This window comes from Hydrogenophaga pseudoflava NBRC 102511 (assembly GCF_001592285.1).
GTDB lineage: Bacteria > Pseudomonadota > Gammaproteobacteria > Burkholderiales > Burkholderiaceae_C > Hydrogenophaga > Hydrogenophaga pseudoflava.
In genome coordinates this window covers 23,079-36,648 of sequence record NZ_BCWQ01000006.1, presented here as the reverse complement: position 1 = coordinate 36,648, position 13,570 = coordinate 23,079, and the positions used below count along the sequence as shown (strand labels likewise).

Sequence of the window (13,570 nt, the reverse complement as noted above, 5' to 3'; positions counted from 1 at the left end):
GGTATGGTGCGTTCCCTTATCCACTTCATTTTTGAACACGGAGCATATCGTGAGCAATAACAAAGGCCAGCTCTTGCAAGACCCCTTTCTGAACCAGTTGCGTCGGGAGCATGTGCCCGTTTCCATCTACCTGGTGAACGGGATCAAACTGCAGGGCCAGATTGAATCGTTTGACCAATACGTCGTTCTGCTTCGCAACACTGTGACCCAGATGGTGTACAAGCACGCGATCTCCACCATCGTTCCGGGTCGCCCGGTCCAGTTCTCCGCCGTCGGTGCGGACGAATCTTCCGGCTCTTGATCCCCTCAGGTACCTCCGCACCGGCGCATCCGTCGGTTGTTCTTGTGGGGGTGGACTTCGGTCTACCCCATTTCGATCACTCGCTCGAAGAACTTGGCCTGTTGGCGAAGACGGCCGGTTTTGCTGTGGCTGATCGCGTCACCTGCAAGCGCAAGGCACCCGATCCTGCGTTGTTTGTCGGTTCGGGCAAAGCGGAAGAAATCAGGATGCTGGCGCAGGCCACTGGTGCCAGCGAGGTGCTGTTCGACCAGGCCCTGAGCCCGGCCCAGCAGCGCAACCTCGAGCGTGCGCTGGGTTTACCGGTCAATGACCGGACCCTGCTGATCCTTCAGATTTTTGCGCAGCGCGCCCGCAGCCACGAAGGCAAGCTCCAGGTGGAGTTGGCGCGCCTTCAGTACCTCTCGACACGTCTGGTCCGGCGCTGGACCCACCTGGAACGCCAGAGCGGGGGGATTGGCATGCGCGGTGGTCCGGGTGAGACGCAGATCGAACTGGACCGCCGGATGATCGCCGAGGCCATCAAGCGGACCAAGGACCGGCTGGAGAAAGTCAAGAAGCAGCGCGCGACCCAGCGCCGGCAGCGGGAGCGGCGCGATGCGTTTGCGATTTCACTGGTGGGCTACACCAACGCTGGCAAGTCTTCGCTGTTCAATGCGCTGGTGAAGGCGCGCGCTTATGCCGCCGACCAGCTGTTCGCCACGCTGGACACCACCACCCGGCAACTGTATCTCGGTGAGGCGGGGCGGTCGGTGTCGCTATCGGACACGGTGGGGTTCATTCGCGACCTGCCGCACGGACTGGTGGATGCGTTTGCTGCAACGCTGCAGGAAGCGGCCGACGCCGATCTGTTGCTGCATGTGGTCGATGCATCCAACCCATCGCACCTGGAACAGATCGCGTCGGTGCAGGGTGTCCTGCAGGAGATCGGGGCGAACCAGGTGCCACAGATACTGGTCTTCAACAAGCTTGACGCCATGGATCCAGCCAGTGCACCCCGTGTGCTGCAGGACGCCATGGAACTCGACGGCCAAAGCGTGCCTCGTATCTTCGTAAGTGCGCTGGCGGGCACCGGCCTGCCAGAGTTGAGGGCCTTGCTGGCGTCGATCGTGCTGGAGCGTGTCGCTGGCGGTGAGCCATCTGGGGAAGATGCCCCCTCCGATGATCCGGCGCCCTGATTGGGCACAATGTGGTTTTGATCCGAAACAAGAGTTGACCATCCATGAATGTGAATATGGAATCCCTCTCCGGCGGTCCTGGTGCCGGGGTCCGTCCGGGTTGGCGGGCGAGGCTGCTGGGTGTGTTCAACCTGAACGACCCCCGCTGGGGGAGAGGCGAAGAGCCCCAGCGCGGCGACTCCGACCCCAAACCGGGTGAAAAAGACGACCTTCAGCCCCGGGGGCAGCGTCCCCAAGGTCCCAACCAGGGGCCGCCGGACCTGGACGAACTGTGGCGCGACTTCAACCGCAAGCTGGGTGGTTTGCTGGGTGGAAAAGGCGGCGGGAATCGCGGTGGCAATGGTGGAGGCACACCGGGCTTCAACCCCAGCCCCAAATCGGCGGGTATCGGTGCTGGCCTGATCGGTCTGGTGGCGCTGCTGATATGGCTGGGGACGGGCTTCTTCATCGTGCAGGAAGGCCAACAGGCGGTCATCACGCGTTTCGGCAAGTACAGCAACACGGTGGGGGCAGGTATCAGCTGGCGCATGCCGTACCCGATCGAGCGCCATGAGACTGTGGCGGTGACCCAGTTGCGTTCGGTGGACGTGGGGCGTGACGCCATCGTGCCCGCCACCGGGCTGCGTGAGTCGTCCATGCTGACCGCAGACGAGAACATCGTCGACATCAAGCTGGTCGTGCAGTTCCGCCTCAGCGATGCCCGGGCTTACCTGTTCGAAAGTCGCGATCCTGAGTCTGCTGTGGTGAAGGCTGCCGAAACCGCGGTTCGCGAGGTGGTCGGCAAGATGAAGATGGATGCCGCCCTGGTGGAGGAGCGCGACCAGATCGCTCCGAGGGTGCGGGCGCTGATGCAGACCATCCTGGATCGCTACAAGGTGGGCGTTGTGGTCGAAGGCGTCAACCTGACGCATGTGCGGCCGCCCGAGCAGGTGCAGGCGGCGTTTGACGACGTGCTCAAGGCCAGTCAGGAGCGCGACCGCGCCAAAAACGAGGCCCAGGCCTATGCCAACGACGTGGTGCCGAGGGCGCGCGGCGCGGCCTCTCGCCTGGCTGCCGAGGCGGAGGGTTACCGCGCGCGCATCGTCGGCCAGGCCGATGGTGATGCCCAGCGTTTCCGTGCGGTGCTGACCGAATACCAGAAGGCGCCACAGGTGACCCGCGACCGCATGTACTTGGACGCCATGTCCGACATTTATTCGAACGTCACCAAGGTGATGGTCGACAGCAAGGCTGGCTCGAACCTGTTGTATCTGCCGCTGGACAAGTTGATGCAGCAGGTCACTCAGTCGCCTTCGGCATCTGCTGCGGTGACGCCTCCCGTGACCAGCTCGCAGGTCCCGGCGCCTGCCACCACGAACAGCAGCAATGCCCGCTCGCGCGAGCGTGAGAGCCGCTGAAGCAAGACGTCCGGAGATTTCGAGACATGAACAAGCTTGGATTTATCGTCACCTCTTTCCTGGTGGCTCTGGCGTTTCTCAGCGCCACGTTCTTCGTGGTCGACCAGCGCCAGTTTGGCGTGGTGTTTCAGCTGGGGGAAATCAAGAAGGTCGTGACCGAGCCTGGGCTGGGCTGGAAGATTCCGCTGGTCCAGAATGTGTCCTACATAGACAAGCGGCTGCTGACACTGGAGAGCAGCGATACGGAGCCGACGCTGACGGCGGAAAAGCAGCGCGTGGTGATCGACTGGTATGTGCGCTGGCGCATCAGCGAGCCTCAGCAGTACATCCGCAACGTCGGTCTGAATGAAAGCGCCGGCGCGCTGCAGCTGAACCGGGTGGTGCGCAACTCCTTCCAGCAAGAGGTCAACAAGCGCACGCTCAACGAACTGCTGTCCAGCCGTCGCGAAGAGCTGATGGAGGACGTCAAGCGCGAGGTGCTGCGCGCAGTGGCCGGTGCTGAAAAGCCCTGGGGCATGGATGTGGTCGATGTGCGCATCACGCGCGTGGACTATGCAGAGAGCATCACGGCATCGGTCTATCAGCGCATGGAAACCGAGCGCAAACGGGTGGCCAATGAACTGCGTTCCACCGGCTTTGCCGAGGGAGAGAAGATTCGCGCCGATGCCGACCGCCAGCGCGAGGTGATTCTGGCCGATGCCTATAAGCAGGCGCAGGCGGTGAAAGGCGAGGGCGATGCCAAGGCCGCTGCGCTGTATGGTGAGGCGTTTGGCAAAGACCCGGCGTTCGCTCAGTTCTATCGCAGCCTGGAAGCGTACAAGGCCAGCTTCACCGGTAAGTCGGATGTGATGGTGCTGGACCCGTCTTCGGAGTTCTTCAAGGCCATGCGCGGCGCTCCGGCAGCCCGCTGAGTGACGACAGCGCTTTACGACCTGTTCTGGCCCACGCTGGCGCTGGTCCTCATCTTCGAAGGGCTCATGCCCTTTGTGGCGCCCAGAGTCTGGCGCCGCGTGTTTTCCGAAATGCTGCGCATGCGCGATGGCCAGATCCGTTTTTTCGGTCTGATCTGCCTTCTCTGCGGCCTGACGCTCTGGTGGTGGGTCGCCTGAGCAGCAACAGCCAAACCGGGGCGCAGCTCCCGGTAAAATCACGTTTTTAACAGCCCCCTTCATTTCACATGTCTGCCTGGGTCCTCCCGGATCACATTGCCGATGTCCTGCCGTCCGAGGCACGGCACATCGAAGAACTTCGCAGGGGTTTGCTGGACACCGCCCGCGGCTATGGCTACGAGCTGGTGATGCCGCCGATGGTCGAGCATCTGGACTCGTTGCTCACGGGTACCGGTGAAGCGCTGGACCTGATGACCTTCAAACTGGTTGATCAGCTGTCCGGCCGCTCGCTGGGGCTTCGTGCCGACAGCACGCCGCAAGTCGCGCGAATCGATGCCCATCTGCTCAACCGGCGGGGTGTGGCCCGTCTGAGTTACTGCGGGCCAGTGGTTCACACCCGGGTCGACCGTCCCCTGGCCAGTCGGGAGCCCTTGCAGTTTGGCGCCGAAATCTATGGGCATGCCGGCCTGGAGGCAGATCTGGAGGTGCTGGAGCTGGCTCAGGCCTGTCTTCGTCATGCCGGCGTTCGGCGGCTGCAGCTTGATCTCGCGGATGTGCGTGTGATCGACGCCGTCCTTTCACCGGTGCCGCTGCCGGCCGACACGGTGCGCGCCATCCATGTTGCTCTCGCAGGCAAGGATGTGCCAGGGCTGTCCGAGCTGACCAAAGGCCTTCCTGACGCGGTGTGCAACGACCTGATGTCGCTACCAGGACTGTTTGGTGACGCCTCTGTCATTTCCAGGGCGCGATCCCTGCTGACCCCTTCTGCTGCTTTGACGCTGGCGCTTGACGACCTGCAATGGTTGGCCGACCACGCTGCGGGTGATGATGTTGTGGTCTCCGTCGACTTGGCGGACCTGCGGGGGTACGCCTACTACACCGGCATGCGCTTCGCCGTGTTTGCTCAAGGGCCGCAAGGTGCTGCGATGGAGCTGGCGCGCGGAGGCCGGTACGACGAGGTGGGGGCGGTCTTCGGGCGCAAACGCCCTGCGGTTGGCTTCAGCCTGGACCTCAAGGAACTGGTTGGTGCGGTGGAGCCTCGTCCTCTGGTGGCGGCCATCCGTTCGCCCTGGGGCATGGAGCCTGGCTTGCGAGAAACCGTCGCCGAGCTGCGGGCCCAGGGCCATACCGTCGTCTGTGCCCTGCCGGGTCACGACCATGAAGTCAACGAGTTCCATTGCGACCGCGAACTGGTGCCCGATCCGGCGCGCGCGGGTGCCTGGACAGTGAAATCCCTTTAACCGGAATCAAGCAATGAGCAAGAACAGCAGCGCCGCTTCTGCGGGACGCAACGTGGTGGTCGTGGGTACGCAGTGGGGCGATGAAGGCAAAGGCAAGCTCGTTGACTGGCTGACCGAGTCCGCGCAGGGGGTCGTGCGTTTTCAGGGTGGTCACAACGCTGGACACACGCTGGTGATCAACGGGGTCAAAACTGCTCTGCACCTGATTCCCAGCGGCATCATGCGTCCCGGCGTGAAGTGCTACATCGGCAATGGCGTGGTGCTCTCGGTGGGCAAGCTTTTTGAAGAGATCGTGGGTCTGGAAAAGGCCGGTGTGGAAGTGCGCTCGCGTCTGCGGGTGAGTGAGGGGTGCCCTCTGATCCTGCCGTTCCACGCCGCGATCGACGTTGCCCGCGAGGCCGCCAAGGTCAAGGCCGGCAACGAGAAGATCGGCACCACGGGCCGCGGCATCGGTCCGGCCTATGAGGACAAGATCGCCCGCCGCGCATTGCGCGTGATGGACCTCAAGTATCCCGAGCGCTTCGCGACCAAGCTGCGCGAGTTGCTGGCGCTGCACAACCACGTGCTCAAGACCTTCCTCCACTCCGCCGAACTGGCCTGGGACGAGAAGATCGCGGGTTACATGAAGGACGGCGAGATCCAGTTTGATGCGGTCTATGACGAGGCCATGCACCAGGCCGAACTGATCAAGCCCATGATCGCCGACGTGTCCCGTGAGCTCAACGAGGCCCACAAGGCGGGTGCCAACCTGCTGTTCGAAGGCGCCCAGGGCACGCTGCTGGACATCGACCACGGTACCTACCCGTTCGTGACCTCGAGCAACTGTGTGGCCGGCAATGCAGCCGCCGGGTCCGGCGTCGGGCCGCAGATGCTGCACTACATGCTGGGCATCACCAAGGCCTATTGCACACGGGTGGGTGGCGGTCCCTTCCCGACCGAGCTGGACTGGGAGGTGCCTGGCACACCCGGGTACCACATGAGCACCGTGGGTGCTGAAAAAGGTGTGACCACGGGGCGCTCGCGCCGCTGCGGCTGGTTCGACGCCGCGCTGCTCAAGCGCTCGGCCCAGGTGAATGGGCTCACCGGCCTGTGCATCACCAAGCTCGACGTGCTTGACGGTCTGTCCGAGCTCAAGCTGTGCACCGGCTACGAGCTGGACGGCGAGATCATCGACATACTGCCCGCCGGCGCCGATGAAATCTCTCGCTGCAAGCCGATTTACGAAACACTGCCAGGCTGGACCGAGAGCTCGGTCGGCAAGACGCGTTATGAGGACTTGCCGGTCAACGCGCAGCGCTACCTGGACCGCATCCAGGAGACCACTGGCGTGCCGATCCACGTGGTGTCGACCAGTCCGGACCGCGACCACACCATCCTGCTTCACCATCCGTTCAGTGCCTGAGCCTCGTTGCTCTGGTGCAGAATGAATCCACCCGCGACCACGAACGGAAGACACGCATGCTGACCGAAGACGGCAAACACCTCTACGTCTCGTACGACGAATACCACAACCTGATCGAGAAGCTGGCGCTCAAGGTCTACCAGTCCGGATGGGAGTTCGACACCATTCTGTGCCTTGCGCGCGGTGGCATGCGGCCCGGGGACATCCTGTCGCGCATCTTTGACGTGCCGCTGGCGATCATGTCCACCAGTTCCTACCGCGCCAACGCCGGGACCGAGCAGGGCAACCTCGACATCGCTCGCTACATCACCACGCCCAGAGGCGAGATTGCCGGCAAGGTGCTGCTGGTCGATGACCTGGCCGACTCCGGCCACACGCTCAGGGCCGTGATCGACACCCTCAAGAATCACTACAAGCCGATCAGCGAACTGCGCAGCGCCGTGATCTGGACCAAGGCGGTGTCGGTGTTCACGCCCGACTACTCGGTCGAGTTCCTGCCGACCAACCCCTGGATCCATCAACCCTTCGAGAGCTACGACAGCATGCGGCCGGCGCAGTTGCTCGAAAAGTGGAAGCTCTGAACTCAATGTCAGACCTGTCCACCCGACTGATCCATCATCCATACCGCCCTCCCGAGGGCTTTGACGCCGTTGCGCCCGGCGTGCACAAGGCGTCCACCGTCCTGTTCAAGGACGTGCAGGCCCTTCGCACGCAGGAGTGGGCCGACAAGAGCGGCTACACCTACGGCCTGCATGGCACGCCGACCACCTTCACGCTGGAAGAGCGCATCGCCACCATCGAGGGTGGGCAGTATTGCGTGCTGGCGCCCAGCGGCCTGTCGGCGCTGACTTTGGTCGACATGAGCTTCCTGCGCCAGGGCGATGAGGTGCTGCTGCCCGACAACGCCTATGGTCCGGGCAAGGCGTTCGCAGCTGGTGAGCTCGCGCACTGGGGCATCACCCACCGCTACTACGACCCGCTGGATCCTGCGGATCTGGCCAGCCGTCTGTCACCCGCCACGCGCCTGGTGTGGATCGAGGCACCGGGTTCGATCACGCTGGAGTTTCCGGACATTCCCGCGCTGGTGGCGGCGGTGCGTCAGGCGAACGACGGCAGAGCGCCCGAACGCCGCATCCTGACCGCGCTGGACAACACCTGGGGCGCCGGCATCGCCTTTCGCCCGTTCGACCTGGGGGTCGACATCTCGATGCAGGCGCTGACCAAGTACCCCAGCGGGGGCGCCGATGTGCTGATGGGCTCCGTGGTGACGCGCGACCACGCACTGCACCACCAGCTACTGATGTGTCACATGCGTCTGGGTCTGGGTGTCAGCGGCAACGACACCGAGCTGGTGCTGCGGGGCCTGGCCTCCATGCCCTTGCGCTACCAGGCGCAGGATGCGACCACAAGGGCGCTGGCCACCTGGATGCAGGACCAGCCGGGCGTCGTGCGTGTTCTGCATCCGGCGCTGGCGGGCTCTCCGGGGCATGAAGCATGGGCACGCGAAGCGACTGCGGCGGCCTGTCTGTTCAGCGCCGTGTTCGACGAGCGCTTCTCCCAGTCCCAGATCGACGCCTTCTGTGACCGTCTGCGGCTGTTCAGGCCAGGCTGGAGCTGGGCGGGACCGATCAGTCTCTGCGCGCCGTACAACGTGCCGGCGATCCGCACCCGGCCCTGGGCGCACAAAGGTGGGCTGGTGCGGTTTGCCATCGGCCTGGAAAGCGCCGATGATCTCAGGGCTGACCTGGCCCAAGCCCTTGCGGCCCTACACACCTGACCAATTCACCACCTCAACCTCGGAAACACCCCCTTGGCCACACCCAACTACGGATACGAAAAACGCCAACGCGAGCTCGCCAAGAAGCAGAAGAAAGAGGAAAAGCTGCGCAACAAGGCCGAGCGCAAGTCGCACGGAGACGGCAGCCCTGATGAGCAGGACGCCGGCCAAAAGCCGGATGCCGGCGACAGCTCAGACGCGAGCCCCACGTCCGCCGGCTGATCGGCTAACTTTCGTCGGGTAGGGGCTGCGAGCCCGTCGGGCTCAGCAGCGAGCGAGCGGCCACGCGCATCGATTGATCTGAGCCAGAGCCCAGGCTGCAGGGGAGCGCTTGGGCATGGAGCGCAAAGTTGCGCTCTATGGATGCCGCATACGTCGGGTCGTAGTGCTGCCTGAGCAGGTCCAGCACCACTTCCTTGGTGCGGCCGGCGCGCACTTTTTCGATCCACTCGCCCACCACCGCCTTGCCGCGCAACTCGGTCAGCGCTTCCAGCCGCCGACAGAAGTGCTCGCTGTCCTTCACGAAAAAGTCGTAGTCTTCCATCAGCAGGGCCACGCGCTCTTCATCGGGCAGTCGCAGGTCGATGCAGGGGCTGGCGCGCATGGCGTCGATCAGTGCATCGGGCACACGGAGGTTGCCCACCTTCTTGCTCTCGCTTTCGACGAACACAGGGCGCGCCGGGTCGAAGGCCTGCAGGGCCTCCCAAACGAGGCTGTCGAATCGCTTCTGGCTGGGCTGTTCGACCCCAGGGATGTGCCCGAGCACCGAACTGCGGTGGCGGGCCAGGCCTTCAAGGTCCAGCACCTGAGCGCCTTCGGCCGCCAGCGCGTGCAGCAGGCGTGTCTTGCCGCTGCCGGTGGGGCCGCAGACCACGCGGTAGTGCAGGCGCTGCGCCTGCGCGGGCAGGTCTTCCACGAGGGCGGCGCGCCAGGCCTTGTAGCCTCCCTCGATCAGCGTGACCTGGAACCCGATCGCGCCCAGGATGGTGGCCAGTGCACCACTGCGGTTGCCGCCGCGCCAGCAATAGACCAGCGGTTTCCAGCCTTTGGGCTTGTCCAGCACTTCCCGTTCAATGTGTGCGGCGATGTTGCGCGCGGCCAGCGCTGCGCCGCGCTTCTTGGCCTCGAAGGCGTCGACCTGCTTGTACATGGTGCCGATCAGGATGCGTTCGGCATTGTTCAGGCTGGGCCAGTTCAGCGCACCGGGCACGTGGTCGAGCGCATGTTCGTCTTCGGAACGGGCGTCGATGACGGCGTCAAATTCGCCAAGGCGGTGCAGCACCTCGGTGGCGGGCAGGGTACGGACAGGCATCCGCCGATTATCGTTTCGGCAGCAGGGGCGCGAGCACCGGCCAGACGTTGTTGGCGATCGTGGCCTGGGCGGCCTCGTTGGGGTGGATGCGGTCGTCCTGGAACAGCAGGGTCGGGTCGGGCAGGTCGGCCACGCCCTTGAGCAGGAAGGGCACCAGGGCGACCTTTTCCGCGCTGGCCACCTGCTGGAAGAGGTCACGGAAGTCTCGGGTGTACTGGCTGCCGTAGTTGGGCGGCACCTGCATACCGACGAGGACCACCTTGGCACCGGCCACCTTCGAGGCCCTCGTCATGGCGGTCAGGTTGTCGCGCGTCATGTTCAGCGGCAGGCCGCGCAGCGCGTCGTTGGCGCCCAGCTCGATGATCACCACCGCCGGCTTGTGCAGCCTGAGCAGCGCCGGCAGGCGGGACCGGCCACCTGAGGTGGTGTCGGCACTGATGCCGGCGTTGACCATGCGCGCCGGAATGCCCTCCTTGATCATGCGTTCCTGCAGGATCTGCACCCAGCCGCTGCCGCGCCGCAGGCCGTATTCGGCACTGAGCGAGTCGCCGACCACCAGCACGTTGGCCGCTGTGGCGGCCGTTTGTGCGAAGACCGGCGCGATTGACCCCGCGCCGGCGGCGGCGCAGAGCAGGGCGTTAAAGTGGCGTCGTTTCAACTGTCGGGCCTTTCAGGGCGGACTACATGGCTCAGGAAATGATTGTGGTGCAGCATGTGTTCAAGTCGGTCACCGACTCCACAGGCACGCTGACGATTTTGCGCGATATCGATTTCTCCCTGCGCCAAGGGGAAACCGCCGCCATCGTCGGTGCCTCGGGTTCGGGCAAGAGCACCTTGCTGTCCATCATTGCCGGGCTGGACACACCGACCCGCGGCACTGTGTTCATCGATGGCGTGGACCTGTTCGCCCGCGACGAGGACCAGCGCGCGGCGCTGCGCGCCCAGAAGCTCGGCTTCGTGTTCCAGAGCTTCCAGCTGCTGGGCAATCTGACCGCGCTGGAGAACGTGATGCTGCCGCTGGAACTGGCCGGCCGGCGCGATGCCCGCAGCGCCGCCACCGCCATGCTGCAGCGCGTGGGCCTGGGCGAGCGCCTTGGCCACTACCCGAAGGTGCTGTCGGGCGGCGAACAGCAGCGCGTGGCGCTGGCGCGGGCCTTCGTGGTGCAGCCGGCGGTGCTGCTGGCGGACGAACCCACCGGCAGCCTGGACTTTGCGACCGGCGAGAAGGTCATGGAGCTGATGTTCGAGCTCAACCGCGAGCAGGGCACCACCCTGGTGCTGGTGACGCACGACCGGGGCATCGCCCAGCGCTGCGAGCGGCGCATCACCATCGAGGCCGGTCAGGCCAGCGAGCCGGAGGCGGCGGCGGCCTGAGCAGATCGAAAGCGGCGCGTGGGGGCTTGATAATCGGGGCATGTCCTCCCCCAAAGTCCTGTTCGGCTTCCACGCCGTGGGTGTGCGCCTGAAAACCGCGCCCCAATCCATCATCGAGATCTACTTCGAGCCGACGCGGCGCGACCAGCGCATGCGGCAGTTCATCGAGCGCGCCAAGGAGGCGGGCGTGCGCCTGATCGAGGCCGATGGCCTGCGCCTGGCCAAACTCGCGGGCAGCCACGGCCACCAGGGCGTCGCGGCCCGGGTCAACGCGCTGGAGCAGGCCCATTCGCTGGACGAACTGCTGGAAAAGCTGGAGGCCGATGGCATCGCGCCGCTGCTTCTGGTGCTCGACGGCGTGACCGACCCCCACAACCTGGGCGCCTGCCTGCGGGTGGCCGACGGCGCGGGTGCCCATGCGGTGATTGCGCCCAAGGACCACGCTGTCGGCATCAATGCCACGGTGGCCAAGGTGGCCAGCGGTGCGGCTGAGACCATGCCGTATTTCATGGTGACCAACCTGGCGCGCACCCTGAACGAACTCAAGGAACGCAACATCTGGGTCATCGGCACCAGCGACGATGCGCCCAAGACGCTGTACCAGGTCGATCTCAAGGGGCCGGTGGCCCTGGTGCTCGGCGCCGAAGGCGACGGCATGCGCCAGCTCACGCGCAAGACCTGCGACGAGCTGGTGGGCATCCCCATGAAGGGCGGCGTCGAAAGCCTGAACGTGTCGGTGGCCAGTGGCGTTTGCCTGTACGAGGCCTTGCGCCAGCGCGGCTGATCTTTTTCAAGGGAGGCTCGCATGAAGCCCATGACGTCTGCATTCGCCTGTGTTCTGGGGTTGGTCTTGCTCGCCGGGTGCACGCAGGAACAGCAGAACAAGATCAGCCGCGACATCCAGAACTGGACCGGCACCAACGGCGTGCTCGAAATCTACGCCGGCGACAAACTGGCCCGGCGCTTTTTGTCCATCGACAAGATGAGCACGGCCCTGGGCACCGACGACGGCAAGCCGCGTGCCTACCGCTACGGGTATGGCGTGCTCGACGAGAACCAGAACATGGTGGCCGACCCGGGCGAAAAGAAGGTCTATTTCGAGATCAGCGACTACACCAACGCGGTGTTCTTCGAAAGCCCACGCTGAAAGGTGGCCCGCTGCGGCGGATGGCGGTATGGTTCGCGCTGCCGGACCGTTTTCTTGTGTCTGCAACCCCGAGGAGGAATTCATGAACCTGGTTGAACGCGTGCAAGCCATTCTGCTCAAGCCCAAGGCCACCTGGCCGATCATCGAGGGCGAGCCGGACGACATTGCCGGTCTCTACAAGAACTACCTGGTCTACCTGGCCGGCGTGTCGTCGTTGGCGGCTTTCATCGGCTTCAGCCTGATCGGCACGGGCATGATGGGCATCCATTTCCGGGTGCCCATCCTGGCGGGGCTGGCCAACATGGTGGTCGGTTTCGTGCTGACCCTGGTGATGATCTATGTGCTGGCCCTGGTGGCCAATGCGCTGGCCCCGAGCTTCGGCGGCCAGAAGGACATGGGCAAGGCCTTCAAGCTGGTCGCCTACGGCGCCACCGCCGGTCTGCTGGGCGGGGTGTTCAACCTGCTGCCGGCGCTGTCCATGCTGGGCCTGCTGGCCGCGCTCTACTCGATCTATCTGCTCTACACCGGTGTGCCGGTGATGATGAAGGTGCCCGAGGGCAAGGCGCTGGGTTTCACCGCCGTGCTGATCGTCTGCGGCATCGTGGCCAGCATCGTGGTGATGACCGTGGGCAGCCTGTTCAGCGGCGGCGCCGGCATGATGATGGGCGGCGCCAGCGCCCCCGCGGGGGACGTGAGCATCAAGGTGCCGGGCTCTGAGGTCACCATCAACACCGCGCAGCTGGAAGAGGCGGCCAAGAAGATGGAAGAGGCCAGCAAGCAGATGGAGGCGGCCCAGGCCAAGGGCGACTCGGAGGCCGCGGGCAAGGCGCTGGGCGAGATGATGGGGGCGGCCATGGGCAGCGGTCAGGGTGGCCAGCCGTTCGCACCCGATGCACTGCAGGCCTATGTGCCGGCCAAGCTCGCCGGCATGGAACGCACCGCCATCGAGGCCCGTTCGGATTCGGCGATGGGGATGACCTTCTCCAGTGTCACCTCAGAGTTCCGCAACGATGCGGGCCGTGTCGAGGTCAAGGTGCAGGACATCGGCGCCATGCCCGCCCTGATGATGGCGATGGGGGCCTGGGCGCAGAGCACGGTCAGCCGTGAGACCCAGGACGAGGTCGAGAAAGTCTACAAGAAAGACGGCGTGGCCTTCAAGGAGGAGTACCGCAAGGACGGTTCGAGCGCCGAGATGTCGATGATGCTGGCCAATGGCGTGCTGATCGAGGTCAGCGGTGACAACGTGAACATCGACGGCGTGCGCGCCGCCATGAACGCGCTGGACGTCAAGGGCCTGTCCGGCCTGCAGCGCCAGAAGTAAGCCGGGCCAGACCC

Annotated in this window: 16 protein-coding genes; 14 read left to right on the top strand and 2 right to left on the bottom strand. The window is 64.6% G+C overall.

From position 1 onward, the window contains the following. Nucleotides 1–49 precede the first annotated feature (49 nt). From hfq to HPS01S_RS08855, 10 genes are all read left to right on the top strand, one after another. Nucleotides 50–301, top strand: coding sequence for an RNA chaperone Hfq (hfq, locus tag HPS01S_RS08900; RefSeq protein WP_066154195.1), 252 nt, complete (start codon nt 50–52; stop codon nt 299–301). Then, a complete protein-coding gene (gene hflX / locus HPS01S_RS08895) occupies nt 298–1,476 on the top strand; it encodes a GTPase HflX (protein WP_371836593.1) in 1,179 nt (392 codons plus the stop codon). The genes hfq and hflX overlap by 4 nt, the downstream gene beginning before the upstream one ends. Before the next feature lie 56 nt (nt 1,477–1,532). Next, complete coding sequence (hflK, locus tag HPS01S_RS08890) at nt 1,533–2,873, top strand: FtsH protease activity modulator HflK (RefSeq protein WP_066154192.1); 1,341 nt, start codon at nt 1,533–1,535, stop codon at nt 2,871–2,873. 26 nt (nt 2,874–2,899) lie between these two features. Next, complete coding sequence (gene hflC / locus HPS01S_RS08885; RefSeq protein ID WP_066154188.1) at nt 2,900–3,784, top strand: protease modulator HflC; 885 nt, start codon at nt 2,900–2,902, stop codon at nt 3,782–3,784. Next, complete coding sequence (locus tag HPS01S_RS08880) at nt 3,785–3,982, top strand: DUF2065 domain-containing protein (RefSeq protein ID WP_066154185.1); 198 nt, start codon at nt 3,785–3,787, stop codon at nt 3,980–3,982. A gap of 68 nt (nt 3,983–4,050) precedes the next feature. Beyond that, on the top strand, nt 4,051–5,223 hold the full coding sequence (locus tag HPS01S_RS08875) for an ATP phosphoribosyltransferase regulatory subunit (protein WP_066154182.1): 1,173 nt from the start codon (nt 4,051–4,053) through the stop codon (nt 5,221–5,223). 13 nt (nt 5,224–5,236) lie between these two features. Continuing rightward, complete coding sequence (locus HPS01S_RS08870) at nt 5,237–6,625, top strand: adenylosuccinate synthase (protein ID WP_066154179.1); 1,389 nt, start codon at nt 5,237–5,239, stop codon at nt 6,623–6,625. A 56-nt stretch (nt 6,626–6,681) separates the two neighbouring features. Then, complete coding sequence (locus HPS01S_RS08865) at nt 6,682–7,206, top strand: phosphoribosyltransferase (RefSeq protein ID WP_066154176.1); 525 nt, start codon at nt 6,682–6,684, stop codon at nt 7,204–7,206. Nucleotides 7,207–7,211: 5 nt separating this feature from the next. Then, nucleotides 7,212–8,402, top strand: a complete 1,191-nt coding sequence (locus HPS01S_RS08860) for a PLP-dependent transferase (protein ID WP_066154172.1) — start codon at nt 7,212–7,214, stop codon at nt 8,400–8,402. A 33-nt stretch (nt 8,403–8,435) separates the two neighbouring features. Beyond that, nucleotides 8,436–8,624: a hypothetical protein gene (locus HPS01S_RS08855; RefSeq protein ID WP_066154170.1), complete on the top strand. Its 189-nt coding sequence runs from the start codon at nt 8,436–8,438 to the stop codon at nt 8,622–8,624. Between the two features lie 4 nt (nt 8,625–8,628). Here HPS01S_RS08855 and mnmH read toward each other — a convergent pair whose 3' ends face one another. Next, nucleotides 8,629–9,714, bottom strand: a complete 1,086-nt coding sequence (mnmH, locus tag HPS01S_RS08850) for a tRNA 2-selenouridine(34) synthase MnmH (protein ID WP_066154167.1) — start codon at nt 9,712–9,714, stop codon at nt 8,629–8,631. Nucleotides 9,715–9,721: 7 nt separating this feature from the next. Next, on the bottom strand, nt 9,722–10,372 hold the full coding sequence (locus tag HPS01S_RS08845) for an arylesterase (RefSeq protein ID WP_066154164.1): 651 nt from the start codon (nt 10,370–10,372) through the stop codon (nt 9,722–9,724). Between the two features lie 26 nt (nt 10,373–10,398). On the opposite strand from HPS01S_RS08845, the gene HPS01S_RS08840 reads away from it, so the two are divergent. The 4 genes from HPS01S_RS08840 (at nt 10,399) to HPS01S_RS08825 (ending at nt 13,556) form a co-directional block, all read left to right on the top strand. Beyond that, nucleotides 10,399–11,088, top strand: coding sequence for an ABC transporter ATP-binding protein (locus tag HPS01S_RS08840; RefSeq protein ID WP_066154161.1), 690 nt, complete (start codon nt 10,399–10,401; stop codon nt 11,086–11,088). A 40-nt stretch (nt 11,089–11,128) separates the two neighbouring features. Further along, entirely contained in the window at nt 11,129–11,872 is a 744-nt protein-coding gene (gene rlmB, locus HPS01S_RS08835; RefSeq protein ID WP_066154159.1) for a 23S rRNA (guanosine(2251)-2'-O)-methyltransferase RlmB, read from the top strand. A 30-nt stretch (nt 11,873–11,902) separates the two neighbouring features. Continuing rightward, nucleotides 11,903–12,235: a hypothetical protein gene (locus HPS01S_RS08830; RefSeq protein WP_165961683.1), complete on the top strand. Its 333-nt coding sequence runs from the start codon at nt 11,903–11,905 to the stop codon at nt 12,233–12,235. Between the two features lie 82 nt (nt 12,236–12,317). Further along, a complete protein-coding gene (locus HPS01S_RS08825) occupies nt 12,318–13,556 on the top strand; it encodes a Yip1 family protein (protein WP_066154152.1) in 1,239 nt (412 codons plus the stop codon). Nucleotides 13,557–13,570 lie beyond the last annotated feature (14 nt).